Origin of the sequence: Streptomyces racemochromogenes, from assembly GCF_044129415.1 — a bacterium.
Classification (GTDB): Bacteria; Actinomycetota; Actinomycetes; order Streptomycetales; family Streptomycetaceae; genus Streptomyces; species Streptomyces racemochromogenes_A.
Window position 1 is genome coordinate 1 of sequence record NZ_JBBDHD010000020.1, and the last position, 24,814, is coordinate 24,814.

Sequence of the window (24,814 nt, forward strand, 5' to 3'; positions counted from 1 at the left end):
CCCCCCCCCCCCCCCGCCCCCCCCCCCCCCCCCCCCCCCCCCCCCCCCCCCCCCCCCCCCCCCCCCCCCCCCCCCCGCGCCGGGCCCCCCCCCCCCCCCCGCCCCCCCCCCCCCCCCCCCCCCCGCCGCCGGTGCGGCTCACCGGGATCCACAGCTGGGCCTCGGAGTGGGCCGGGTCGTCCTGGGACGGGCGGGTGCGGAGGATCTCCGGGCCCGGACGGTACTCGTACGGGTTGGAGGGGATCCACTGGGCCGCCACGTCGCCCCACATCCGCTGGAGCGCCTCCGGGAACGGCCCGGTGTTCTCGAACACGGCCCAGGTGCCTGCCGGGCAGTCCAGTACGTCGAGGTCGTCGGGGAGTTCGACTCCGGCGGTGGTGACCACCGCGTGGTAGTAGTCGAGTTCGCTCCCCTCCTCGAAGCCGTCCGACAGGCGCACCGTCGCCGACACCACGCCCTCCGGGTCCTGGTCCGAGAGGCCGACGATCCGCAGCATCGTTTCCGCGGGAATGCTCCGGATGTGCTCGGCGATGCGGGGGTTGACCCCCTGGTAGATCAGCGGGACGCGGGCCTTCTTGCCCACGACCCGGAATGCTTCCTTCTCCACGATGCGGTACCGCATGGTGCTGTTCCCTTCGACGGTGAGGCGAAAGGAAAGCCGGGGCTGTGCGTGCAGAGCGGCACCGGTACGCCTGGCCTCGCCGGGACCGACCCCGTGCACGGCGCGGAAGGCGCGGGCGAAGGCCTCCCCGGAGGTGTAGCGGTAGCGGACCGCGATCTCCAGCAGGGTCGGCTCCCCGGCCAGCACGTCGGCGGCGGCGACGGTGAGCCGCCTGCGTCGGACGTACTCCGACAGCGGCATCCCCGCCAGCGACGAGAACAGCCGCCGGAAGTGGTACTCCGACGTGACCGTGATCCGGGCGAGCTCCGACACCTCGATGTGGTCTTCGAGATGTCCCTCGATGTAGTCCATGGCCTGGTTCAGCCGATCCAGCAACCCCGGCCTCCTTCCCTTTCGATCACCACGTTAGGAAGGAGCAAGCCTGCACCACCCGACATCCTGTGCCCGCTCCGGTCGGGTGTCAGCTGGTCCCGGGGCCGGGGGTGTGGCCGACGCGGTAGATCCGTTCGCGGAGTTCCGTCTCGGCCCAGTCCAGGTCGGCCCGCAGGTCGAGCCAGACCCTGTCCTTGCGGTGGCCGGGCTGGTCGAGCCCGACGGCGACCCGGGTGAACACGCCCTGGAGAGTCTCCCGGGGGTGCCCGGGGCTGGTCACGGAGAGCGCGAAGGAGACCGCGAGGCCGGCTCGTGTGACGGTCATGCGGTCCGGATCGGCCGGGTGCGGGCGGCCTCCGGTGAGGTAGCGCGGATCGTCAAGGATCTTGATCCACTCCACGACCGCGCCCGCGACCTGCTCGTCCAGGATTCCCGCGATGGAGTCGCGTACGGCGGCGGCGGGCTGGTCGGCGAGCCAGCCCAGCCAGTGCCCGGATCCCGTGAGCTTGGCGAAGTCGTCCTTGGGCGGTCCGTAGTTCGGGTTCTCGACGAACTCGCCGGTCAGCTTTCCGTCCTCGCCGACCACCCAGACCCCCTGCACGGCTTCCCCCGGAACGTAGCCGTTCGGGTCCCCGATGAAGGCCGGGTCGATGACCGCGACGGACCCTCCCGGGTTCGCCGCCGCCTCGGCGACGAGCTCGGGCGGAGGCGACTGCAGGATGCGTCGCCGCTCGGCTGATATGTCCCCCATGTGAGCAACCCTTCTGCGGATCTTCGTCGTTCCGATGGGTGCATCGTTCCATGAACGCCGCCTACGGGAACGGCCCGACTTTTGTCCGCGGACAAAAGTCGGGCCGTCGTGGGGAGGGGGGATCGATGGGCGGTCAGCGGTTGCCGGTGGTCCTGCCGTTGCTGTCGATCAGGAGCATGGTCAGTTCCGCGCGCTGCTTGGGCGGCATGTTCTGGCGGATCGCCTCGAAGACCGCCTGGGGGTCGTCCCATGACACCGCACCCGTCTCCGGGCTCGTCGCCTGTTCCGGGATGACCGTCTCCGGCTCCGGGGCGGGGGCCGCTCCGGCCCCGGTCGGCGCGGGTTCCGCTGCGTCGGAGGCCGGGGATGTGGCCGTGGCCGCGGACGGCTCGGCGGGCGGGAGGGTGGGGTCCGGGACGGCCGTCGCAGGGGCTGCCGGGGGAACGGCTGGGGGTGCCGCAGGGGCCGGACTTTTGTCCGCGGACAAAAGTCGGGGCTCCCCGCCCGCCGGTTCCGGGCCGGCTGCGGCCGGGATCGGCTCCGCCGCAACCGGCACGGGGGACGGTTCCGCACCCGGGTCCGGCGCCCGCACCGGCACCGGCGCCGTCGCCGGTTCCTGCACCGTGACCGGCGCCGCGACAGGGGCCGCGACAGGGGCCGCGACAGGGGCCGCGACTGGCGCCGCGACAGGGGCCGCGACAGGGGCCGCGACAGGGGCGGCAACCGGGGCCGGCGTCGTGACCGGCTCGCGGGCCTCGCGCAGGATCTCCCGCTGCGCCGCCTTCGCCCGCGCCTCCTGCGCCTTGTTCTCCTGGAGGAGGTCCAGCAGCGCGGCCGCGTCCACGCCCGGCCGCTCCTTCGCCGCCCGGGCGAGGAGGCGTCCGTCGCGCTCCGGCATGTCACCGGAGCTCAGCATCCTCTGGATCTCCTCCGGGAGTTCCAGCAGCACCAGCTGGTTCGTCACCCAGGACGGCGACTTGCCCAGCCGTTCCGCAGCCCGGGACTTCGCCCCGTGTTCCCGTCCCTGCTCCGCGCAGGAGTCGACCAGCTGCTGCACGCCCCGGGCGCGCTCGATGACGTCGAAGTCCTCGCGTTCGAGGTTCTCCGCCAGCAGGTGGTCGATGAAGTCGGTACGGGAGGCCGCCAGGTCGTCACGTACGACGAAGTCCAGCGCCTCCAGCCCCACGTGCACCGCGCTGCGGAAACGCCGCTCGCCGTTGATGAGGACGTACGCGGCCGCGCCGATCCGGCCCTCGTGGTCCGGATAGAGCGACAGGTACGCGCCCCGGCTGACCGCGACGCACGCCGAGAGCTGGGCCTGGCGGAGCTCCTCGCCGAAGCGGGTCTTCTCCTCGTCCGTGCCGAAGTTCCGGCGGGGGTTGAGGGGAGTGGGGGAGACCTGGTCGAGGGGGACGCGGATCAGCTCGTACGCCGGTACGTCGCCCTGCGCGAGGGCCTTGGCACGGCCCCGCTCGCTGCGGCCGGCGGTGCGGCGCGCGTTGCTGAAGGCGGCGCCGGTACCGAGGAGGTCGCTCTTGCTCATGCCGCGATCCTCCGGGCGATCTCGCGCATCGCCTCGGACTGCTCGCAGTCGGGCGCGTAGTGCAGCAGCGGCAGCTTCACGCGGACCGCCTCGCGCTGCTCCTTCAGATCCGCGATGACGGTGATGACCGGCGGGTCGCCGAACTCCTTCCAGCTGTTGAGGGAGGAAGTGACCACGTAGCCCTTGCGGCTGTCGTAGAGGTTGACCACGAAACCGAGCTGGGTGATCTCGATGCCGAGGTCGTCGACGAGGTCCTCAAGCTGCTCGCTGAGCATGTCGTACGCGTCGGCCGAGGTGTCCTCCGCCTGCACGGGGATGATCACGCCCGAGGTCTTGGGCGACTCGCCCTCGCGGGTGCGGGCGTAGTAGAGCGCGGTGTCCATGGTGTAGCCGAGGCTGGGCGGGCAGTCGACGACGATGTAGTCGAACTCCTTCTCCAGCTCTTCGAGCGCCTTCTCCAGCGCCGTCTCCTTGGTGCGGACGTGGCGGGTGGTGGCCAGCCGGGCGTCGAGGAGGAACGCGTCCTTGCAGGAGGGGAGGAGGAAGAGGCGGCCGGCGAACACACCGTGCTCGATGGGCACGAGGAGGTCGCGGACGCGGCCGTCGATCTCGCCGAGCATGTACTTGGCGAGGCTGGGCTCCTTGATGCTGAGCATCTCGGCCCCGAGGTGGCGGGTGAGGTGGCCCTGGGGATCGAAGTCGATGACGCAGACGCGGGCACCGGTCTCGGCCAGGGCCTGGGAGACGCCGTTGCTGATGGCGCTCTTGCCGACGCCCCCCTTCTGGTTGCAGACCACGATCCTGCGCGCACCCTCGTTCGCGGGGCGACGGCGGCCGGTGGGGGAGGGGTGGGTGTCGAGCCAGAGCCGGATCGACTGGGCGAGGCCCTGGTTGTACGGGACTTCCCGTACCCGGCAGTCCTCCTTGAACTCCCCGTACAGGCCGGTGGGGAGGTACGTCGAGAAGGAGGAGGCCCCCGAGGTGTCGACGGCCGTCGCCGCGGACGCGTCGGCACGCCAGGCGTGGACGCCTTCGGTGACGGCGTCCTGGATGTCCACGCCCAACTGGGCTGCGCGGACCTTGAGTTCCTGCCGCAGGGAGGCAGGCAGCTTCGCGACTACCTTTTCCCTGACTTCCGGATCGTATGGAGCGGTCATGCGGGTACCTTACTAACCTTCCGGCTGGAAGGCGAAGAGGCACACCGAAGTATGTTGCCCTGGTAACGGGCGGGTTGACCGGAATGATCACCGGTTACCTTGGCCCGGGAGCCGCCATCAGCGGAACCGGACGCTCCGGCCGTCGGCATCGACGGGCCCCACGGGGTCCGGTCGAGGCGAGCCGAAATGCCGTGGAGCCCTCATGCGCGGCCTGGAATGCTTCGGTGACCGCTGACCGAAGAGAAGGCTGAAACAACGTGTACGTACCGCCGTCCGCACGGGCTCTCGATGACGACGAGCGTGAGCTCGTGGAGCTGGCCCGCCGCACCATCGACGCGCATACCGACGCCGGGCCCGACGAAGACGGGATCCACACCATGGGCGCCGCGGTCATGGCCGCCGACTACCGGATGTTCGCCGGCGTGAACCTGTACCACTTCACCGGCGGCCCCTGCGCCGAACTCGTTGCTCTGGGAGCCGCGCGAGCCCAGGGCGCCCGCCAGATGCGCTGCATAGTCGCCGTGGGAAACCACGGACGGGGAATCATCGGCCCGTGCGGACGCGACCGGCAGGTCTTCGTGGACTACTACCCCACCATGCGCGTCATCGTTCCCACGCCCGACGGGCCCAGATCCGTCCTCGCCGCCGACCTGATGCCGCTGACCCAGCGATGGACACCGGAGGGCATGAACGGTCTCGACCCGTCGCTCTACCAGGACCCCGAGACGGCCGGCCCCCCGATCATCCGGTTCAACCCCCGCTACCTCGAAGCCGTCCGCTCCGGAGCCAAGACCAAGACCACCCGCTTCCGGGACCCTGCCCGGCTCGGACCGGCACGGCTGGTCTTCGAGTGTGACCCCGAAGTCGTCCTGCCGGCAGACGTGACCGGGATCAGGCAGTGCCGGGTCGGCGACCTCACCGACCAGGACGCCCAGGCGGAGGGGCTGGCGACCGCGACCGAACTCCGTGACGTTCTCAGGCGCCACTACCCGGATCTGGTGGAAGCCGACGAGGTCGACGTCATCAGCTTCCGGATCGACGACAAGACGGGCCCCGTTGCTCCGTCAAGGTGACGGTTCGGAGCTCCAGGGCGTCTTCACCCTCCACAAAAGGCGCTGTACGCCCCGCTGACGGCCTGCGACCACCCGGAAGGTCGCGGCATACCGGGGCGCTGGAGTTCGGCGCTCTGAGGGCCCGTTCTGGCGGTCACTTTTCGCCCCTTGCGCCGGAAATCCAGCCGGCCGCCCCGCTCCACCGGTGGTAGCGCGCCGCACTCGGCGGACGCCCGGGGTCGGTAGCTCCTCAGCCCTGGCGGGCTTGCGGTGCCCCGCCGGGGCGGCTGGGCACCGCGGGCGGCCGCGCGCCCGAGGGGGGTGGGAAGACGGGAACGTGGCTGGGGCCGGGGGTGGTGCGGGTGACCACTGGCCGTGCCCGTTCGACGCACCCCGCGTCGGGGCTCGCGTGCGGTGGTGCGGGTTCGGGCGGGTCGGCAGCGGTACGGGTGTCGTGTAAGAGGCGTACCGGGGTTGCTCTTTTAGTAAGAGGGCGCCGCGTTCACAGGGCTCTGACCTGCGGTTTTGTCCGACCCTATGTGTCGCCCAGGACACATTCGCGGCGCTGGAGTGTATACCTGGCGGACACATATCCCGGAAAACTCAAGCAGGCGTGGACTTTTGGCCGACACCGAGCCGCGTTGCCGCGCCGCAGGTCAGCGCGGTGCGGGGGAGCGGCCGGAGCGCCGCCGAGAACGCGTGGCCGCTACACGAACGTGTCGTCATTGCGACAACCCAAATCAAGCAGGCGTGGAGTTTCGGCGCTCTCCGGCGTCAGAAGTACATGCTGCGTGTACTTTTGGCGCCGCGTTCGAACGGGGCACTGCGCGGAAGGCACCCTCGGCGCGTCGCCGCGTCAAAAGACAAGCTGTGGTTGATTTTTTGGATAGCCTCGGACCGCCTGAGTAACAAGGAGGTCTCGTGACATCTGATCCGCCCGCCCGTCGTCGGCGCGGGCCCCGACCCGTGCCCGCCCCCACCTCCGGGGGCAGCGAAGCCGAGTACGGGGACATCCTGGCGGTCCTCGGCCAGCAGCTCGGGGAGAAGGTCGCCGAAGTCGCCGAAGCCGCGGACCCCGCAGGCCGTCGCCGGCTCAAGGGCGTCCACTTCGAGTACGCCGCCGACCCGAAGGCCGTCCACGACATGGCCGGGGGCTCCGGCTACAGCCTGGCCAGCAACTGGTTCACGCAGCTGCTCGCCCAACTGGCCGTCGCGAACAGCATCACCAAGTCACAGCTGTGCGTCTTCCTCTTCGTGGCCGGCGGACAGGTGCCGGGGACCGGCGTCACCCCGTACACGCAGCAGGAGATCACCGATGGGCTGAACAAGATCGCCGCTCAGAAGGGCGGCAAGATGATCACGCGTTCCACGGTCAACCGTGCGGTGCAGGCGCTGTGCGGCTACAACTGGGTGGAGAAGGCGGGCAGGGGCCGGATCCAGCTCAACGTACGCCTGTGGTTCCACGGAAACAGCAGCGCCCAGCACGACGTACTCGCCGAGATCGCCGACCGGCACGAGCACGACGTCGCGGCCTTCCCCTACGCTGTGGGCCCGCAGGGTGCCCATCAGGAGGAACTCGACCTCGATTTCGGGGCGGCGGCCGACTATCGCGGAAGGAAACGTACCGGGTGATAGTGCTGCCAGGCCCGTCCTCCATCACGGACCACCGCCACCGCTCACGAGGAAGGCCGTCCCATGGCTAACGTCATGTCTCCGATCGTCGCGGAGCGCATCTGGGCCCTGCCCCTGTCCGGGTCCGCCGTCAAGTTCCTCCAGTACCTGGTCGCCCGGAGCGACTTCGGAGGGGCGCTGACGGTCCGGCAGAAGGACATGGCGGTGGAGTACGGGGTCACGCCGCAGGCCGTCAGCGGGCTGATGGCGCCGCTGTGCGAGCTGAACATCGTGCTCAGGCCGCGCAGCGAGGAGCGTACGGGCAACTCCTACCGGCTCCACCCGCTCGCGGCGAAGTACGAGAGCCCCGAGAGCATGGAGGCGGCGTTCCGGGCGGCCCTCGTCCGCATCCAGGCCGGCGACCTGCCCAACCTGAAACTGCCGACCTACCACCAGGCGCCGCCCACGCCGACGACGGGCCGGCCGAAGCTCCAGGTGGCCTGAGCGGAAGCGGGCAAGACGAAGGGCCCTCCACTGGGTGGAGGGCCCTTCGCGCCTGAGTAACTTTCGGCCCACTATATCCGCCGCACCCGGGTTGGGACAGCTGAACCCATGAGGCTCGTCGGGGTCAGGCGGGATCAGCGGGGGGAGAGGAGGCAGAACTCGTTGCCTTCGGGGTCGGCCAGGATCGTCCAGGAGATGGCGGCCCGGTCGAAATCGGGGTCGGTGGCTCCCAGGGCCCGCAGTCGGGCCGCTTCTGCTGCCGGGTCGTCACCCCGGTAGGGGCCGACGTCGAGGTGGACGCGGTTCCAGCCGGTCTTGGGGTCGGGGTTGCGGACGAATTCCAGGTAGGGGCCGACGCCCTTGGCGGAGCGCAGGGTCGCCTGGTCGTCGGTGACCTCGTGGAGCGTCCAGTCCATGGCACCGCTCCAGAACCGGGCCATCTCCCTCGGGTCCGCGCAGTCGACGACCACCGCGGCGATCGGTCCGGTGTCCCGGTAGCGGGGACGGGGCTCCAGGACGCAGAACTCGTTGCCCTCGGGGTCGGCGAGGACCGTCCAGGGGACGTCTCCCTGGCCCACGTCGGCCGGGGTCGCGCCGAGGTCCTTCAGGCGTGCGACGAGTTCCGCCTGGTGGGCGGTCGAGGTGGTGGCCAGGTCGACGTGGACCCGGTTCTTGACCGTCTTGGGTTCCGGGCGGGCGATGATGTCGATGCAGACGGCTTCGGGGCCGGGGTAGCTGAAGCCCACGGGTTCGAGGTTGGTCACCCCGGGTCCCTCGCTGTCGATGCCCCAGCCGAGGGCCTCCGCCCAGAACCTGCCGAGCGCGGAGTCGTCATGGGCCTTCATGTTGATCTGCACGAGTCGCGTTGCCATACCGGAGATCCTAAAGGCGCCTCCGGCCCAAGAACACCCTGATCGGAGGCGGTTGGACGGCTCCGGTCCGGCCTCACGGGCTGCCTCCCTTCCTCCCTTCTGCAGTCCTCGGTCCCTCGCGGTGGTGCCAGGGACTGAAAGCCGTCTCCTCTCCTGGGGTCGTCGCGGGCGCCCTTGTGCAGCGACCTGGTCGCTTCGCATTCGGTCCCTTGGTCCCTCAGTCCCTCAGTCCCTGAGCGTTTCCGCAGGTCAGAGCGGGTTCAAGGGAAAGAGCAGGGACTGAAGGGACTGAGAATCCACTCTTCCAGCCTTTACGTGCGTGCGTGTATGCGCGGGCGTAAGGAGTACTGGTGTCATATTGGCGTCATAACTAGAAAACTCAGTCCCTTCAGTCCCTTCGATTCGGGCAGCAACCGGCTGACCTGCAGGTTTGTCAGTGACCGAAGGGACCAGGGACTGAACAGGGTCTGACGGGGGTTCCGTCCCTGTTCCAGGGGGGACGGGGACCCGGGGGAGGGGGCCTTGAGAGCCGCCGACGCCTTCAGTCCCTGGCCCGAACCCGGGACAACCCGGCATTCGGGACGGATCCCCTCGCCGGGCGCTCCGTCGGGGGCCACCATCCGGAGGGACTCAAGGGACTGAAGAATCAAAACAGTCGCAGCAGCCTGCATCGCCTCGGCGTGTCGCTGCGCTAGGCTCCGGCATTGTGAAAGTTTGGTCCCTTCAGTCCCTGCCCGGGACGGGGCCAACACCCCCACCAGCCCACACAGCCGAACCCAGCCCCGCCGCACCGCCGAGGAAGACACACGTGCCAGCCCCCAGCGCAACGCCGCCACCAGCGGCAGCAGTCGGCACCGGGCACGGCGGCTTGGACGTGGCGCTCTGGCTGGCCTCCAAGGGCATGCCCGTCCACCCCCTCGCCCCAGGGACCAAAACACCCCCCGCGAACTGCGCCCGCTGCCGGGAGCAGCACCACGCCCCGCCCAGCTGCCCCTGCCCGGCGGAGGGACGCTGGTGCCACGGCTTCCACGCCGCCACCACGGCCGCCGACGTCATCAGGGACTGGTGGTGCCAGGAGCCGCGGTTCGGCGTGGGTGTCTCGTGCGGCCCGGCCGGGCTCGTCGTCATCGACGTCGACACCCACCCGGCCCCGCTGCCGGACCGTCAGCGCCTGCTGCCCGGCATCCGCATCGACGACCGGGTGGACCTGACCGGGCTCAGCTCCGGCTACGACACCCTCGCGCTCCTGGCCGCCCTCCGCCGACAGCCCGATCCCGCCCGGGACGAAGGCACCCTGCGCGTCCGCACCCCCAGCGGTGGCCTGCACATCTGGTACCGCGCGCCCCTGGGGAGCCCGGCCATCCGCTCCTCCAGCGGCAGCGGCACCCGTACCGCCCTCGCCTGGCAGGTCGACGTACGGGCCACCGGCGGCTACATCGTCGCGCCCGGCACGCGTACGGCGCAGGGAGCGTACGAGGCCCTGCCAGGCTCCCGTACGCCCGCACCCCTGCCGCTGTGGCTGCACGCCGAACTCGCCCGCACCGGCCACCACCCCGCCCCCCAGGGGCCGGAGGGCGCTGCCGCGCCCGCGGGCGGCAGCACCGGCCCGGCGCGCCCGGCACCGGCAACGGCAACGGCACGGAAGGCGACGGCGAGGGCGAAGGCCGCGGCGACCGCGACCGGGAACGACGACGCCCACCGCATCCTCGCCCCCCTCCTCGCCGAAGTCCGGGACTGCGCCCAGGCCCCCTCCGGCACCGCGTTCAGCGAGAAGCTCAACCGTGCGGCCTTCACCGCCGGAGGCCTCGCGGCCGCCGGCCACATCCCGCTGCCCGAATGCGCCGGTCTCCTCACCGATGCCGCGAACGCGGCCCGCCCGGACCAGCAGCGCCGCAACCGACTCGTCATCGACTCCGCGCTCCGTGCCGGCAGCCACCGCCCTATCCACCCCAAGGGACGCTCATGAGCAGCGCAGGAAGCACCGGCTTCGACGCGCACGCCGCCGCGGAGCAGCTCGCGGTGTTCTCCGCCGAAACCGCCCCCACCGCCGACACCGCGGGAACCGCCGGACCCACCGGCAGGACCGGTGCCGCCGGTACCGCCGCAGCCGCCGACGGCCCCGCCTCGACCGCCCAGCTGCCCGCCCAGCAGGTGGCCACCCTCGTGACGGCGTCCCGCCCCGGTGACTTCGTCCAGTCCGGCCTGCTCGTCAACCTCACCGACCGCGGCAACGCCAAACTCTTCGCCCACCTCCACAACCACCGCTTCCGCCACGTCGAGGGCCTCGGCTGGTACGTGTGGGACGAGTACCGGTGGAAGCGCACCGGCGGCGAGAAGGCGGCCATCTGGGCCGCCGGCGACATGGCCGAGGAGATGCCCCTGCACGACCCCCGGGGCCACTTCACCGACCGCGAGCTCGCCCAGCACCGCAAGCGCGCCATGTCGACCTCCGGCGTCAAGGCCATGCTGTCCCAGGCCAAGGCGTCTCCCGAGCTCGCCCTCGACCCCGACACCCTCGACGGCGACAAGTTCGCCCTGTGCACCCCTGCCGGCGTCGTCGACCTGCGCACCGGCGAGCTCCGCAAGCCCGACCCGCTGCGGGACCTGCACTCGCGCGCGACCTTCCTGGCCCCCGAGGCCAGCCCCACCCCGCGCTTCGCCCGCTTCCTGACGGAGACGTTCGGCGACGACGACAAGGGCAGGGAGATGATCACCTTCGTCCATCTCCTGCTCGGCTACTCCATCACCGGCGACGTCGGCGGCCAGGTCCTGCCGTTCCTCTACGGCATCGGCGCCAACGGCAAGTCCGCCCTCATGGACATCGTCATCAAGATCCTCGGCGACTACGCGGACGTGGCACCGCCCGGCTTCCTGATGGAGCGCGGCAAGTTCAACGAGCACTCCACCGAGCTCACCGAACTGCACGGCCGTCGCCTGTTCGTGTGCAGTGAGCTCAAGCCCCACGACAAGTTCGACGAGGCCCGCGTCAAGCTCCTCACCGGCGGCGACCGGCTCAAGGCCCGCCGCATGCGGCAGGACTACTTCAGCTTCGAGCCCACCCACAAGCTGTGGCTGCTCGGCAACCACCGCCCCGAGGTCGGCACCGGCGGCCACGCCTTCTGGCGCCGCATCCGCCTCATCCCGTTCGACAAGGTCGTCCCCGACCACCGCAAGATCGACAACCTGGCGGAGGAACTCGTCAACCACGAGGGCCCCGGCATCCTCCACTGGATGATCCAGGGCGCCATGGCCTACCTGAAGACCAAGCCGTCCCTCACCGGCCCCACCGTCGTGCGCACCGCCACCCAGGCGTACGCCACCACCGAGGACCACATCGGCCGCTTCCTCGCCGAATGCTGCACCACCGGGGACGGGTCCGACGAGCCGCGGGACTTCAAGGTCGAGCAGGGCGCCCTGTACCGGGCGTACAGCACCTGGTGCCAGGAGGGCGAGGGCCTGCGCCCCGCCACCACCCGCGCGTTCGCCACCCGTATCCGCGCCGAGGTCGGCATCTCCTCACCCGGCGAGATGCTCCGCTCCAACGGCCAGAAGTTCTACCCGGGCCTCGCCCTGCTCGCCGACGAGGCGGGGTGAGGGCGCACCGGGCCGACCGTCGAACGGGGCGGCGCCGGGGCGAACCGCCCGGGCCTACTGTCCGCCACCGCATCCAGCCGCCTACCATGGACACGCAACGAATGAACCAGCCACAGGCCGCCGCCGTCCGGGACACCGGCATAGCCCATGCCCGGCGCCCGGTAGCGTGGCCAGTCCAGCCCGTGCAGCAGCTACGTCAGACCGAGAAGGGACCACGGCCATGAGCTCGCTACTCCAAGCAAGCGATCTCACCCACGAGGACAAGGTGGTGTGGCTGGAAGACCCCGCACAGCTCGACTACGTACGCCAGGCCCTCGACAAGACCCCGCGCCGGCGCGGCAAGCCCCGTTACTACCGGGACGGCCGCATGGTCGGCTTCGCCGAGCTCTGCGACAGCGCGGAGGCCGACCCGGACAGCGGGCTGCAGAAGCGCCGCGTCTTCTACCTCCTCCCGCACGACCGCGATGCGGAACCGGACGGCCTCTACCGCGCCGGAGCCCCCGGCGAGGCGGTGGACCCGCGCACGGTGGAGCCCCGGCGCGTGGGCATGAAGACGGAACGCTCCCAGCGGGGCGTCGCGGGAACGGGCACGCGCACGGTCGCCTGAGGTCGCGCACCCATTCCGGAAACCCGGTCCCTTCAGTCCCTGAGCCGTCCCTGCCGGCGCTGTGACCTGCGATGACCATCAGGGGCCGAGGGTCCGGCCGGTCACGCACCCGGGGACCGGCCTCGCAGACCGCCGGGTTCAGGCCACGGGGGCGCGGCCGTCGCCAGCTCGGGGAACGCTTCCTCCCAGACCTGCCGGACGTGCCGGCTGACCAGCGTGCGCAGCACGGGCCACTGGGCCAGGAGCAGGTCCCGGTTGAGGAGCGTGACGAGTTCCTCGTGCCGCCCCTCGGCCAGGACGACGCGGTACAGGCCCATGCGCAGGCGCGGCCGGTCCAGGTCATAGGAACGCAGCCCGGACCAGGCGACGTGCAGGGGCAGCTCGACGACGCCGCGCGCGGGCCCGGCGAGCGCGTCGAGCGTCCCGGGCAGCCGCCCCGCGTACCGCTCACGCAGCACCTCACCCGCCGACGGTCCGGGCGCGGGGAAGCAGGGCGTGTCCATACCCCGAAGTATCCCCTGCCCCGCCCCGGGGCGTGGTGACCGTCCAGAGCGGCGAAGACCGGCAAGCCCATGGACCAGCGAAGCGGAGCTGCCTACGTGCCTCCCACGCCGAGGTCTCGACGCATGGCCTCCCTCATGGTCATCAGTGGCGGCCACAAGTCCTTCAACAAGTACTTGGCCCGTTCAACCGTGTCGTCCGGCTGGGGAACGCCGCAATCGATACGCCGCAGTAGCCCGTAGAGGACGCTGAGCAGGCCGTTCACGCGACGGACCTCGTCAAGTACTGCGTCCGAGACGAGCATCTGCGCTTCGTCGTACTGGACCCGGTGGGCACTCATTGCCGTGGCGGCAGCCTGGCGAATCTCGTCGGTCAAGGTAGTGGTCGCCATGGCCTGGACATAGTCGGCAAGCGCGTAGCGGCAGGTGCGGGCGACGCTGTTGACCCCGATGTAGCAATTGCGGAGGTCGTCGAGGCGCTGGCGCTCGTTCTCCCGCCTCAGCGTTCGAAGGGATGCGCGTTGAGCCAGATAGCCTGACGTCAGGGTGCCGGCGACACCTGCGATACCGACCAGCAAAGTCGCCAGAGCTGCGTCCACCGGGTCAGTACAGCACTCCAGGCTCACGTTCCGGATCCCCGGCGCGCGACCCTCCCCACGATTCACACGGTGTGCGTGGTGGTGAGCTCTTCAACCCTGCGGGACGTGGAGTCCCCTATGCTCCCGGAGCAGTTGGGGTGAACGGATCGTTCAGGGGGCGGAGCCGCATGGCCGACGGGATCAAGTACGAGTACAAGACCGTGCAGACACTTCGCGGCACCGACGGCTTGGTGATCTCGAAGATGCAGAAGGACGGCTGGGAGCTCGTGGGACAGGGCCAGGGCAGGCTGCGCTCCACGCTCGACTTCCGCCGCCCGAAGAAGCCGCTGCCGCGGCTGTTGATCGGCGCCGCGGTCGGCGGCCTCGTGATCCTGGCCGCCGTCATCGGCGTAGGCGCGGCACTGGAGGGCGGAGGCGGCAAGAAGGACGAGTCGAACAAGTCGACGGCGGCCACTGCGAGCGCAGGGCCCTCCGCCGCGTCGCCTGTGGCCGCTGCCGTGATCACGCCTCAGAACAACCCGGAGTTCGCGGCGCTGCTGAAGCGGGATTCGTGCGACGACGCGAACCGCGACTTCGCGACCAAGCACCCGGGCAAGACGGTGGCGTTCGACGGCTCGATCGTGCACATGGCGCCCCACGGGAACGACGACACCCGTTACGACTTCCTCCTGGGCCCGGGCGACGAGGGGCCGAAGACGGGGATCGGCCCGGCCTTCAAGTACCAGGACGCCAACATCCCCGACCTGAAGCTGACCGGCCGGAACACCCCCGCCACCGTCCGCGCGGGCGACAGGTTCCGCTTCGTTGCCGAGGTGGGCGAATACGACGCGAAGCAGTGCGTCTTCTTCCTCCACCCGGTCTCGACGGACATCCGGTAGTCAGGACGGGCACCCGGCCGCGCCGGCCCTCCCTCGGCCGAGCCGGTTCCACGGCGGTCCGACGGCGGGACCGCGGCCCGGTCAGCGCAGGCGGCCGGGCCAGGGGTGGGGGCCGAGGGTGCGGGTGATCGCGTCCGCGAGCCAGGCGCGCCGGCCCGGGTCGAGGAGCGGGAGGACGGCGTCGAAGTCCTGTTCGTCCTTCGGGCGGGGCTCCTTTGCCTTGTAGTACAGCTGGACCTCGGGCCTCAGGTAGGGGATGCCGTCCGGGCTGACGGCTCCGATCTCGGCCACCGGCAGGCGCACCCCGTCATCGCGCCGCGACACCCACTGCCCGTCCCGCCCTTCGTCCAGCATCACCTGGATCCGCCAGGACCCGCCCGGCGCGGGCCGGCACCAGACGTCGTGGACGCCCGGACGCAGATACTCTCCCGCGCGCCACGGACGCAGGCTGCCGGGCGGGTCCGCGGCCCACCACTCCCATCCGGCGAGGACCTCCTGCACGACGTGCTGGTCGTCCCGCAGGAGCAGGACGTCGATGTCGTCGTGGGGCCGCCATGCGCGGCCGGCGGCCAGCTCGACGGCATGGCCCCCGGCGATCCACCACGGGCACCCGGCACGGCCGAACAGGCCGACGACCTCGCGCAGGGGTGCGGGATCCCAGCGGGCGACGGGCCCGGAGCGCGCCCCGGCCGCCGCGAGGAGGCGGGGGACGGACACCGGGTCGCCGTCGTACGGGACGGGGTCCTCGTCGGGGCCGGGCGGCTCGTACCGGTCGCGGAAGCGGCGCAGGTCGTGCGACCCGTGGACGTGGCGGTGCCGGTGCCCGGCGTCGAGCACCACCAGGACCGGGACCCCGCCCGCCGCGGTGACGGTCCGCCGCCAGTCGTCGCGTTCGGCCCGTGTCCACAGGCCGGGATCGAGGAAGACGGACCGTCCGTCCGCGAGGAGTTGACGGAGCCGGACCTCCAGGTCGGCAAGGAACGGGCGCTCGCGCGCGCCGGACGTACCGCGCGGGGAGTCGGCGCCGCACGCGCCGTACCGCCGGTACAGCCGGGTCACACCGTGCGCTTCCAGGGCGTCGGCCAGGCGGGACTTCCCGGCCCCTGGCGGACCGACCAGCAGTAGGCAGCGCGGCCCGTCGGGCCCTTCGGGCGCAGGGAGGTTCTCGGGCACCCGGCCACGCTACCGCCGCGCGCCCCCACCGCGGCGGCGGGATTCCGGCAAGACCAGTCAACTGGTGGTGTGTCGGGCGGGTGCTGCCTGCGTTCCTGGCGCTTGCGCCAGCCGGGAGGCGGTCGTGTCGTCTCCTTCCCGGTGGGCCGGGCGCCGGGGCAGCCGCGACGCGGGAAGCAGGCCGAGAGCGGCGAGCGCGGCCAGAATCAGCAGAGTAGAGCTCGTTGTTGAAACGGCCGAGCCGGTCGCGCTCGCCGCGACGGCGATGCCGAAGGTCGGCCCGATGTTCATGGCGGTCTGTTTGAGCCCGCTGACGACTCCGGCGTACCCGGGCGGTGCGTCACCGACGACGGTTCCGGTGGCGGTGACCATCACGGTGGCGAACCCGGCACCGACGGCGGCGAAGGCCGCAGTCATGGCCATCCAGGTGCCGGCGGGACCGCACTGGGACAGGCCCGCGATGCCGGCCACGACGAGGACCGTACCGGCGATCGCGGTGCGGCGCGCACCGTACCGGCGCAGTGCGGCGATCGCGGCAGGTGAGCCGAGGACCATGAGCACGGTCAGCGGGAGCACGCGAAGACCGCTGGCGAGCGGATCGAGCCGAAGTACGTCCTGGAGGTAGAAGGTGGCTTTGAACAGCGCGCCGAACAGGCCCGCGGAGGTGACCAGCAGGATCGTCATCGACGCCGTCACCGGTACGGACCGCGCTACGGCCGGCGGGACGATCGGGTGCGTGGTGCGGCGTTCTTGGCAGGCGAGCACCGTTGCGACACCGATGACGACGAAGAATTCGAGCAGCGTCGGTGCGGCGGTCCACCCCCGCGCCGGTACGTCGGCCAAGGCGTGGACCAGGATTGCGAGCGCGACGGCCAGCAGGCCCGCGCTGGTGAGGTTGAGCCGTGGACCGTCGGCCCGTGGAGGTGCCGGCGTCCGTACGGCGAGGGCGAGGACGGCGATGACGAACGCGAGGGGCACGTTGACCCAGAAGACGGCGCGCCATCCCAGATGAGCCACGAGAACACCGCCCAGGAGCGGACCGGACCCTGCGGCCACCGCGATCGCACTGGTGCGGAGGGCGATCGGCTTGCCCAGCCGGTCCGCGGGATACGCCAGCCGTAGCAGCGCGAGCGTCGCAGGCTGCAGGAACGCGGCGAACCCGCCCTGCACCGCGCGCAGGACGATCACCCAGCCGACGGTCGGCGCGAGCGCGATCCCGGCCGAGGCAGCCCCGAAACCGAGGACGCCGACGAGCAGCAGGCGCGGGTGCCCGTACCGGTCCCCGAGGCGTCCGGCGATCACGAGTAACGCGGCCACGGCGACCAGGTAGCCGGTGCTCGTCCACTGGACCTGCGCCACGCTCGCGCCGAGTTCACGCTGCATGCCGGGCTGCGCCATGAGCAGGATGGTTCCGTCCAGTGCGACGATCACCGCACCGACCACGCTGACCAGAAGTGCGATGTGCCGCTGTGCGGGTGCGGTCATGAGGTCACCGGGCCGAGGTGGGCGTCCAGGACTGCCGCGATGAGCCGGTCGCGTTGGGTGGCGTCGGGGGCGCCGTCCAGCGGTGGGGCGCCGAGGGCGAGTTGCAGGCTGCCCCAGGCCCACAGCTGGGCCATGCCGTGCAGGTTCGACCACAGGGCGGCGGCGGTCACCGCGGGCGGAGGTCCGGCCTCGTTCGGCCCGTCGGCGTGCCGCGTGGCATCCCGCTCCGACCGGCAGCGGGCGACGAGTCCGGTGAAGTGCCCGAACAGCGGGAGGGTCGACTCGCGCAGCCTCGGTTGGTCCGATGCCTGTGCCGCGCCGTCGAGCAGGTCGTGCCGCCACATGAGCTCGAACATGCCGCGGCGTTCCAGCGCGTACCCGACGTACGCGCGCGCGAGGGCCTCCAACTGGCCGCGCGCCGTGGGCACACCGGTGACCGCGGCCTCGAACATGGCCGCCAGGTCCTCGAAGCCGCGACGGCCGACAGCCGAGAGCAGCGCGTGGTGGGTGGGGAAGTACCGGCGCGGAGCCCCGTGCGACACCCCCGCTCGCCGGGCTATATCCCGCAGGCCCACGGACGCGGAGCCCTCGGTCAGCACGAGCTCGACCCCGACATCGATCAACCGCTCCCGAAGGGAACTCTCCTCAGTCATAGACAGTGTCTACCAGGCGTCGTAGACGCTGTCTACTCGTCCACTCGCTTGGGTGGCTGATCACGATCCTCAGCGGGTGGCGGAGCCGCCTCGGCCCGCCGGCCGAGGTCGGCCTGGCCTGGCGGCCGTCCGCACGGCGGAGGAGGGGGCCGGCCCGCGCGGCCGAAAATCCGTGTGCGCCGGGACCGTTGCCGGTTATCTTGCCTCGTCATGAACAGGCCAGGGAGGTCCACCGCATGAGCAGCAGCACCACGCCGTCGTCCTTGCCCGAGAGGATCGAGCTGTCGGGGGAGGGGCTCGTCCTGCGCGACTGGACGGAGGAGGACCTGGCCGCGATGCCGGCGCTGTTCGACCACCCCGACGTCGCGTACTGGACGCCGATCGTGTCGCCCTTCGACGACGCGGCCGCCCGCGCCCGGCTGGTCCGGGACCGGCAGCTGCGGCGGGAGGGCACGACCATCCTGCTCGCCATCACCGTCGACGGCGGCGCACCGCTCGGCGAGATCATGCTGCGGCGCGCGCCCGAGGGGGTGGAGATCGGCTACGCGGTCGGTCCGGCGCACCGGGGTCAGGGGCTGGCGGCGCGGGCGGTGCGGGTGATGGCCGCGTACGCCTTCGAGCAGTGGGGCGCGGAACGGGTGATCCTGGAGCTGGAGGCCGAGAACGCCGCCAGCGTGGCGGTGGCCGGCAAGGCGGGCTTCAGGCTGCTCGACGTACCGCTGATCACGGGCGAGGAGAAGGGGCGGCCGTTCGTCCTCCAGACATGGGGACTGGACCGGCCCTGACCACCCTCCTAGTCGAAGGGGTGCAGGCCCGCGATGGCGATGAGTTGGACGTCCATCTCGTCGGCCTGGGCGCGCAGGATGCTCGCGACCGCGCGCATCGTCTCCCCGTCCAGCGGGGCCGAGGGTGCCTGGCCCTCCCCAGCGGGGGCGGGTTCGTCGGCCCCGCTGGGGAGGTCGAACGTGCGCGCGAGGTCGCGGAGCAGTTCGGTGACGTCCTGGGCGGCGACGTAGAACTGCCCGTCGGCGCCGCGTCGTACGGGGGTCTCCGCGTCCCTGTGCCGCCAGACCATCTTCCTCACCCCACTGAGATCACGCCCCACCAGGTGGTGCGTCTCCGCCCGGTCCCATCTTGCTCCCAACGGGTGCCGCCCGCGAAGGGATTCGGGGCAGTCGGCGCGTCGGAGCCCCGATGTCCACCCTTCCGTGGTCAACCCGCCGACGCCCGTCCCCCCACGAGGGCCAGTTCCCGCGGTGTCAGCGGCGGCCCGTCCAGCGGCGGGTACTGGGGTCCCCGTACGGCACCGAGCAGGACGCGCGGCCTGGCCAGCGAGGTCAGCGGAGCCTGCAGCGAGGTGACGTGCGTGAGGTCCTCCACCATGCTGAACCGGCCGCAGCTCGTCCTCACCAGCCGGTCCACGTAACGGGAGAGGATCCGGTCCCGCAGACCCGGAGCACCGCCCCGGACCTCCGGATAGAACACGTCCTGCCCCATGGCCAGCTCCCAGGCCGCGCCGACCGGCTTCGCCATGGCCCTCTGCGCGCGCCGCGCGAGCCGCGGTGCCTCCACACCGCGGGCCTCCACCTCCTCGCGCAGGACGGCCGCCGTCTGCGCGGCGACCGACATGCCGTGCCCGTACAGGGGGTTGAACGCCGCGAGCGCGTCACCGAGGACGACGAACCGCTCGGGCCAGTCCCGCACCCGCTCGAAGTACCGCCGCGTATTGCGGGTGCTCCTGCTCACCGACACACCGGTGAGGGGTTCGAGGCGGGAGATGATCTCCCCGACCACGGGGTGACGGAGCCCGCGAGGGAACGCCGCGAAGTCCTCGGCGTCCCCCGTCGGCTCGCCCGCCCTGGTCCCCGTCTCCGTGACGATCCACCGGCCGTCCTCCACCGGCAGGATGCTCGCGCTCTGCCCCGGGCGGCCGCTGCGGGGATCCGACTGCACGCTGACGAGCGGGAACCCCTCGGCCCCCGCCGGGGCGCGGAAGACCCGCGTCGCGTAGACCAGGCCGAGGTCCAGGGAGCGCTCGGGCGCCGGGGGCACCCCCAGCTCCGCCAGGTGGCGGGGGGCCCGCGAGGCGCGCCCGCTCGCGTCGACGACGAAGTCGGCCTCCAGGACCCGTCCCGGGCCGTCCAGCCCGCGTACCCGCACCCCGGTGACACGGGACGCGGTGCCGGTGAGGCCTTCGACCCGGGTGCGGGGGAGGACCGTGACCCCCGGTCCGGACAGCACGTGGTCGCGCACGACGGAGTCCAGGAGGTCGCGGCTGCACCCCAGGACGAAGTGGGTCTCGCGGTCCCAGCGCCTCAGCCAGCCCTGGGCGGTGAGCGCGACCATGCCCGTCGGGGTCGGGATGCGGTTCGCGCCGGCGGCCAGCCAGCGGTCGGTGATCCCGGGCAGGACCGATTCGGCAGCCCGGACGCCGCCGCTCCAGAGCATGTGCGCGTGGCGCGCCTGGGGGAGGCCCTGGCGGGGGAGCGGCCCGTCCGGCAGCTCGTCGCTCTCGACGACGAGGACCTCGTCGACCGCGCCGCGCAGTGCGGCGGCGGCCAGCATCCCGGCGAGTCCTCCTCCGATGACGAGCGCGCGCCGGCGGACCGTCCGGGGGCCGGCGGTGCGGGGAGCGTTCACGACGCCGCCTTCCGCGCGGCCGTCGACGGGCCGTGCCCGTTCCTGCCGGTTCCGGAGGCCACCGGGGTCGTACGGGGCGTCGTGCCCCCGGGCAGCGTCATGTCCCGTACCGCGTCCGAGAGGCGCAGGAGACCGTCGTCACTGTCGATCAGGCAGGAGATCCGGCTCCTGTCGCCGGGTGCACGGCTGTCCCCCTCACGGTCGTCGCCGTCGCCGGCGTGGCCTTCGCCCGGCCCGGGACGGGGGCGCAGGGAGTCGAACGCGGCGACGACCAGGGCCGCGTGGGCCGCCGCCTCCGGCCTGAGGGCGCCGGGGCCGTCCATGAGCTCCCGTACGTCCGTGCCCGGCCCCCGTTCCAGGTAGGGGGTGAGGAGGCGGAGGCCGTCCCGGATGTCGCACGTCCGCCGCAGATGGCGCCGGCTCAGGGAGGCCCACGGCGGGATCCGTACCACCTCGTACGGGATGACCACCCGCATGACCTCCCACAGCGGCCCGAGCCGGCGGTACCGCGTGCGGCGCAGCCACTGCTTGCGCAGCTTCTGACCGAGGGCGGGAAGGGCGAACCCGATGCACTGGAGCAGTGAGGAGAGGGCGGCCAACGAAGGGGCCACCGTGGTGCTGATGCCGTCCCAGTCGTGGCCGGTCCAACGCGCGCCGACGGCGAGGAGCTTGCCCGCGGTGTACCCGAGCCCCAGCACCCCTCCGGCCACGATGAGGGCGAGTCCGGCGCGCAGCAGGCCGGCCACCTCCCGGGCCCAGCGCCAGCACAGGACCGACAGGACGGCCGTGGCCACCGCGTGGGCCACGAGGTAGAGGACGATCATCTCGCGGAGGTACGGGGTGGTGGAGTAGTACGTGTCGAAGTCACGGAGGCGTTCGTCAGGGGCGTCGCCCAGCGCGAACAGGCCCAGGAGCGCCACGATGACGGCCGCGTACACCCCGGCGCACCAGAGGGTGGCCGCACGGCGGCGGTCCTCCGGGCCGCCCTGCCACGTCAGCATCAGGTTGATGACGCCGGCGCTCCCGGCCGTGACGACGGCGTAGACCAGCGGGGCCGAGAAGTTGGCGACGCCGGTCAGCGCGTTCACTTCCGACACCGTCGGGGGCGCCGCGAAGAAGAAGACCACGGCACCCAGGGGGATCACCACGCCCACCGAGCGGACCAGCGGATCACGCCAGTGCCGCACGAGCCCGGGCAGGCGCACCACGAAGGACACGAGCAGGAGGAGGGCCGGGAGGTAGTAGTAGACGCTGCTCAACGGGCCGCCCCCTCGGCCGCCGCGACCGCCCGCGAAATGCGGACGACGCCGCGGTCCTCGCCCGCCGGAGCCCGGAGGGCACGCGAGGAGGCGATCACCCGCCGTTCCCGCTGCCTGAACACGTATCTCCCCAATGCCCCTCTTCCCGAGGGCCGGAACCCTTGCCCCGGCGGATTCCGCGCGACCGGTCCGCACCGCCTCGCACGGCGTCGACCGCTTGACCACTTCCCCGCACGGCGACGGCCGGCGGAGTGCCCCGACGTGCTCAGGGGCGCCCGCCGCCCGGCTCGCCGCCGTGTCCGTGTGCGGCCGCGTTCTCGGCCAGGTGGGTGTCGAGCCAGGCGAGCAACTTGGTGCGCTCGCGGTGGGGCAGCAGCGCGGCGCGCAGCGCGATGCCGTCGACACCGTGCCGCTCGTAGAGGCTCGGCCGGCCGGCCCCGGCCGACGCGGCCGCGAGGGCGCTGCGCTCGCCGTGCCCCTGGAGTTCCTGAAGTTCCTGGAGCTGTTGAAGCTCTTGGAGCAGCGTCTTCTCGATGGCGGCCAGGGCGCAGCCCAGTGCTTCGGAGTCCTCCGACTGCAGGAACCCGGCGGGCCGGCGGAAGAACCTCTCCAGCCGTGCGCAGTGGTCCATCGTCGGCCGGCGGTCCCCGCAGAGCAGCGCCTGCACCTGCTGCCGGGAGATACCGCTCTCCCGGGCGATCTCCCCGTGCGAGAACTTCCGGCCGTTGGCCTTGCGGTGGGTCTCGTGGAGCAGGTCGAGCCGCTGCCGGAAGCGCTCGTGGATGTCGGGTTCACCCGCGGGCCGCCCTTCCATCAGCGCCCGGACGACGCCGAGGGGTACCCCGCAGGAGCGGTGGAGCGTCTCGGGGTCCAGGACCTCTTCGCGACTCCGGCCGAGCTTGGCCCCCAGCCCGACGACCCGTTCGACGGCAGCGGTCAGCTGGGCGCAGGGCGCGGGCGGCGCGGAGAAGGCTTCGGTCACGCCGCCGATCCTGCCACGGTCGTGGCAGGTGGGCCATGGATGTTCGGCCAAACCGCCACAGTGGTGGCAGGAACGTGACGGTTTTTCGGTGGCGGCCTGCCCCTGAGGGGATACGGGCCGCCACCGGGCCGGGGTCAGTCGACGTCGAGGTGGTAGGCGCCCGCCCGGGCGTCCGCGAACAGGGTGAACTGGACGTGCGGCGGGCCGTCGGCGCCGTCGGGGTCCAGCTCGACGGGCTCGGCGTCCACCAGGACGTACTCGCCGTACCCGTCGAAGTCGCCGGGCCCGTCCGCGACCCCGACGTGGATCGGGGTCTCGTCCGGCAGGTCCGCGAGAGCTTCACGCAGCCGCGCAGCGGTCCATACCTGCGGGGCGTGCTCGAACATGTCAGCCATGTACAGAAGTTAGGACCAGCGCCGCCGAACCGGGGTGCGCCGCGCCGTCGGCCCCTGCACTCGGAGCGGATCCGGCCGAACCCGGCGGCCCCGCCCGGCCGGTGCGACCGGCGGCCCTGTTAGCTTCTTACCCCGTGCCGCACCACCACGACCGCACCAGGGCCGCCTACGACGGGGTCGTCGAGCTCTACGCGTCGCTGTTCGCCGACCGCCGCCTGGAGGCGCAGCCCTTCGCCCGGGCCATGATCGCCACCTTCGCCGAGCTGGTGCGCGGTACGGGGAACCCGCGGGCGGCCGACGTCGGATGCGGACCCGGACACCTCACGGCCCTGCTGCACGACCTGGACGTGGACGCCTTCGGCCTCGACCTCTCCCCGGCCATGGTCGCCCACGCCCGGCGGGCCCATCCACAACTGCGGTTCGAGGAAGCCCGGATGGAGGACCTCCCCGTGGAGGACGGCTCGCTGGGCGGCGTACTGGCCCACTACTCGATGATCCACACCCCTCCGGCGGAACTGCCCGCCCTCCTCGCCGAGCAGGCGCGGGTCCTGGCACCCGGAGGCCTGCTCCTGGTGTCGTTCTTCGGCACCGACGCCCCGGACCCGGTCCGCTTCGACCACAAGGTGACCCCCGCCTACAGCTGGCCGGCGGACCGCCTGGCCGGCCTCCTTTCCGCGGCCGGCCTCACCCCCTTCGCCCGACTCCTCCACGACCCGGGCTCCGAACGCGGCTTCCTCGACGCCCACCTCCTGGCCCGCCGTGCTGCGACCGAGCCGGTGGCGGGCGAGCGGACCCGGCCGCCTACCATCACCAAATGACCGACTTCCAGCGCGGCTCCGCGGACACGCCCAAGCCGGCCCCGTGATCGAGGACGGCGCCACCGACCAGGGCAGCGTGACAACCGTGCGGCGGGTCGGCGAAACGATCCGCCGCCCCGCGGGCGAGTGGACCCCGGCCGTCCACGCCCTGTTGGCCCACCTGGAGGCGGCGGGCTTCACCCGCGCCCCGCGCGCCCTCGCCACCGACGGCGCCGAGGAGGTCGTCTCCCTGCTGCACGGCGAACCGGCGTACTCCCCCTGGCCGCCCGCCCTGCGATCGACGACCGGCGTCGGGCAACTGGGCGCCTGGCTGCGCGACTACCACGAAGCGGTCCGCGACTTCCGGCCCCCGGCCGACGCCCGCTGGCGGGGCCGGGAGCACGACTGGCGGCCCGGCCTGATCATCCGGCACGGCGACCTCGGCCCCTGGAACTCCATCTGGAACGGCGACCGGCTGACCGGCTTCATCGACTGGGACTTCGCCGCCCCCGGCCACGCCCTCGACGACCTCGCCCAACTCGCCTGGTACGCCGTCCCCCTGCGCCCCGCCGACAAACAGCGCAGGGAATCCCTCACCGAAGACCACATCCTCCGGATCCGGCTCGACGCCCTCTGCACCGCCTACGGCGCACGCCCGGCGGCGGTCCTGGACGCCCTGGACTCCCTCCAGTCCCGCGAGGCGGCCCGCATCGAGCGGCTCGGCGGCCAGGGCCAGGAGCCGTGGGCGGCGTTCCTGGCCCGCGGGGA

At 72.1% G+C, this 24,814-nt stretch carries 23 protein-coding genes and 3 pseudogenes; 10 read left to right on the forward strand and 16 right to left on the reverse strand.

Features of this window, described 5'->3' with window-relative positions; genetic code table 11:
* Positions 1-130: 130 nt before the first annotated feature.
* From WDV06_RS10560 to WDV06_RS10575, 4 genes and pseudogenes are all read right to left on the reverse strand, one after another.
* Positions 131-997 (reverse strand): annotated as a pseudogene (locus WDV06_RS10560) (AraC family transcriptional regulator); the annotation flags it as partial.
* A gap of 85 nt (positions 998-1,082) precedes the next feature.
* On the reverse strand, positions 1,083-1,745 hold the full coding sequence (locus tag WDV06_RS10565; RefSeq protein WP_395509389.1) for a hypothetical protein: 663 nt from the start codon (positions 1,743-1,745) through the stop codon (positions 1,083-1,085).
* Positions 1,746-1,878: 133 nt separating this feature from the next.
* Complete coding sequence (locus tag WDV06_RS10570; protein ID WP_395509390.1) at positions 1,879-3,288, reverse strand: ParB/RepB/Spo0J family partition protein; 1,410 nt, start codon at positions 3,286-3,288, stop codon at positions 1,879-1,881.
* Positions 3,285-4,445, reverse strand: coding sequence for a ParA family protein (locus WDV06_RS10575; RefSeq protein ID WP_395509391.1), 1,161 nt, complete (start codon positions 4,443-4,445; stop codon positions 3,285-3,287). The genes WDV06_RS10570 and WDV06_RS10575 overlap by 4 nt, the downstream gene beginning before the upstream one ends.
* A 257-nt stretch (positions 4,446-4,702) precedes the next feature.
* Here WDV06_RS10575 and WDV06_RS10580 point away from each other — a divergent pair, with 257 nt between their 5' ends.
* From WDV06_RS10580 to WDV06_RS10590, 3 genes are all read left to right on the forward strand, one after another.
* Positions 4,703-5,518 carry an ASCH domain-containing protein gene (locus tag WDV06_RS10580; protein ID WP_395509392.1) on the forward strand — a complete coding sequence of 272 codons (816 nt, stop codon included), beginning with the start codon at positions 4,703-4,705 and terminating at the stop codon, positions 5,516-5,518.
* 900 nt (positions 5,519-6,418) lie between these two features.
* Positions 6,419-7,129, forward strand: coding sequence for a hypothetical protein (locus WDV06_RS10585; protein ID WP_395509393.1), 711 nt, complete (start codon positions 6,419-6,421; stop codon positions 7,127-7,129).
* 63 nt (positions 7,130-7,192) lie between these two features.
* Entirely contained in the window at positions 7,193-7,612 is a 420-nt protein-coding gene (locus tag WDV06_RS10590) for a hypothetical protein (RefSeq protein WP_395509394.1), read from the forward strand.
* Between the two features lie 134 nt (positions 7,613-7,746).
* Here the strand turns inward: WDV06_RS10590 and WDV06_RS10595 are convergent, their stop codons facing one another.
* Entirely contained in the window at positions 7,747-8,484 is a 738-nt protein-coding gene (locus WDV06_RS10595) for a VOC family protein (protein ID WP_395509395.1), read from the reverse strand.
* A gap of 874 nt (positions 8,485-9,358) precedes the next feature.
* Here WDV06_RS10595 and WDV06_RS10600 point away from each other — a divergent pair.
* The 3 genes from WDV06_RS10600 to WDV06_RS10610 all read left to right on the forward strand — a co-directional run bounded on the left by WDV06_RS10600 (position 9,359) and on the right by WDV06_RS10610 (position 12,685).
* Positions 9,359-10,450: a bifunctional DNA primase/polymerase gene (locus WDV06_RS10600; RefSeq protein WP_395509466.1), complete on the forward strand. Its 1,092-nt coding sequence runs from the start codon at positions 9,359-9,361 to the stop codon at positions 10,448-10,450.
* The gene (locus tag WDV06_RS10605) at positions 10,447-12,078 is read left to right on the forward strand and encodes a DNA primase family protein (protein ID WP_395509396.1); all 1,632 of its coding nucleotides are present in this window, start codon (positions 10,447-10,449) and stop codon (positions 12,076-12,078) included. The genes WDV06_RS10600 and WDV06_RS10605 overlap by 4 nt, the downstream gene beginning before the upstream one ends.
* A 220-nt stretch (positions 12,079-12,298) precedes the next feature.
* On the forward strand, positions 12,299-12,685 hold the full coding sequence (locus tag WDV06_RS10610) for a DUF6009 family protein (RefSeq protein WP_395509397.1): 387 nt from the start codon (positions 12,299-12,301) through the stop codon (positions 12,683-12,685).
* Between the two features lie 101 nt (positions 12,686-12,786).
* Here WDV06_RS10610 and WDV06_RS10615 read toward each other — a convergent pair whose 3' ends face one another.
* Positions 12,787-13,188, reverse strand: coding sequence for a hypothetical protein (locus tag WDV06_RS10615; RefSeq protein WP_395509398.1), 402 nt, complete (start codon positions 13,186-13,188; stop codon positions 12,787-12,789).
* A gap of 92 nt (positions 13,189-13,280) precedes the next feature.
* A complete protein-coding gene (locus WDV06_RS10620; RefSeq protein WP_395509399.1) occupies positions 13,281-13,784 on the reverse strand; it encodes a hypothetical protein in 504 nt (167 codons plus the stop codon).
* A gap of 167 nt (positions 13,785-13,951) precedes the next feature.
* On the opposite strand from WDV06_RS10620, the gene WDV06_RS10625 reads away from it, so the two are divergent.
* A complete protein-coding gene (locus WDV06_RS10625; RefSeq protein ID WP_395509400.1) occupies positions 13,952-14,662 on the forward strand; it encodes a DUF4839 domain-containing protein in 711 nt (236 codons plus the stop codon).
* A gap of 81 nt (positions 14,663-14,743) precedes the next feature.
* On the opposite strand, the gene WDV06_RS10630 is transcribed toward WDV06_RS10625, so the two are convergent.
* The 4 genes and pseudogenes from WDV06_RS10630 to WDV06_RS10645 all read right to left on the reverse strand — a co-directional run bounded on the left by WDV06_RS10630 (position 14,744) and on the right by WDV06_RS10645 (position 17,973).
* Positions 14,744-15,379 carry a nucleotidyltransferase domain-containing protein gene (locus WDV06_RS10630; protein WP_395509467.1) on the reverse strand — a complete coding sequence of 212 codons (636 nt, stop codon included), beginning with the start codon at positions 15,377-15,379 and terminating at the stop codon, positions 14,744-14,746.
* A 165-nt stretch (positions 15,380-15,544) separates the two neighbouring features.
* Positions 15,545-15,835: pseudogene (locus WDV06_RS10635) on the reverse strand (AAA family ATPase); the annotation flags it as partial.
* Between the two features lie 57 nt (positions 15,836-15,892).
* Positions 15,893-17,320 (reverse strand): MFS transporter, encoded by a 1,428-nt coding sequence (locus tag WDV06_RS10640; protein WP_395509401.1) that lies wholly within the window; start codon positions 17,318-17,320, stop codon positions 15,893-15,895.
* Entirely contained in the window at positions 17,317-17,973 is a 657-nt protein-coding gene (locus tag WDV06_RS10645) for a TetR/AcrR family transcriptional regulator (RefSeq protein WP_395509402.1), read from the reverse strand. The genes WDV06_RS10640 and WDV06_RS10645 overlap by 4 nt, the downstream gene beginning before the upstream one ends.
* 236 nt (positions 17,974-18,209) lie before the next feature.
* On the opposite strand from WDV06_RS10645, the gene WDV06_RS10650 reads away from it, so the two are divergent.
* Positions 18,210-18,758: a GNAT family N-acetyltransferase gene (locus WDV06_RS10650; protein WP_395509403.1), complete on the forward strand. Its 549-nt coding sequence runs from the start codon at positions 18,210-18,212 to the stop codon at positions 18,756-18,758.
* Positions 18,759-18,766: 8 nt separating this feature from the next.
* Here WDV06_RS10650 and WDV06_RS10655 read toward each other — a convergent pair whose 3' ends face one another.
* The 5 genes from WDV06_RS10655 to WDV06_RS10675 all read right to left on the reverse strand — a co-directional run bounded on the left by WDV06_RS10655 (position 18,767) and on the right by WDV06_RS10675 (position 23,249).
* Entirely contained in the window at positions 18,767-19,057 is a 291-nt protein-coding gene (locus WDV06_RS10655) for a hypothetical protein (RefSeq protein WP_395509404.1), read from the reverse strand.
* A 128-nt stretch (positions 19,058-19,185) separates the two neighbouring features.
* Complete coding sequence (locus WDV06_RS10660) at positions 19,186-20,613, reverse strand: NAD(P)/FAD-dependent oxidoreductase (RefSeq protein ID WP_395509405.1); 1,428 nt, start codon at positions 20,611-20,613, stop codon at positions 19,186-19,188.
* On the reverse strand, positions 20,610-21,872 hold the full coding sequence (locus WDV06_RS10665; protein WP_395509406.1) for an MAB_1171c family putative transporter: 1,263 nt from the start codon (positions 21,870-21,872) through the stop codon (positions 20,610-20,612). The genes WDV06_RS10660 and WDV06_RS10665 overlap by 4 nt, the downstream gene beginning before the upstream one ends.
* Before the next feature lie 265 nt (positions 21,873-22,137).
* Positions 22,138-22,854: a helix-turn-helix domain-containing protein gene (locus WDV06_RS10670; protein WP_395509407.1), complete on the reverse strand. Its 717-nt coding sequence runs from the start codon at positions 22,852-22,854 to the stop codon at positions 22,138-22,140.
* A gap of 134 nt (positions 22,855-22,988) precedes the next feature.
* Positions 22,989-23,249 carry a DUF6225 family protein gene (locus WDV06_RS10675; RefSeq protein WP_395509408.1) on the reverse strand — a complete coding sequence of 87 codons (261 nt, stop codon included), beginning with the start codon at positions 23,247-23,249 and terminating at the stop codon, positions 22,989-22,991.
* Between the two features lie 134 nt (positions 23,250-23,383).
* On the opposite strand from WDV06_RS10675, the gene WDV06_RS10680 reads away from it, so the two are divergent.
* Positions 23,384-24,067: a class I SAM-dependent methyltransferase gene (locus WDV06_RS10680; protein WP_395509409.1), complete on the forward strand. Its 684-nt coding sequence runs from the start codon at positions 23,384-23,386 to the stop codon at positions 24,065-24,067.
* Between the two features lie 85 nt (positions 24,068-24,152).
* A pseudogene (locus WDV06_RS10685) lies at positions 24,153-24,605 on the forward strand (phosphotransferase); the annotation flags it as partial.
* Positions 24,606-24,814 lie beyond the last annotated feature (209 nt).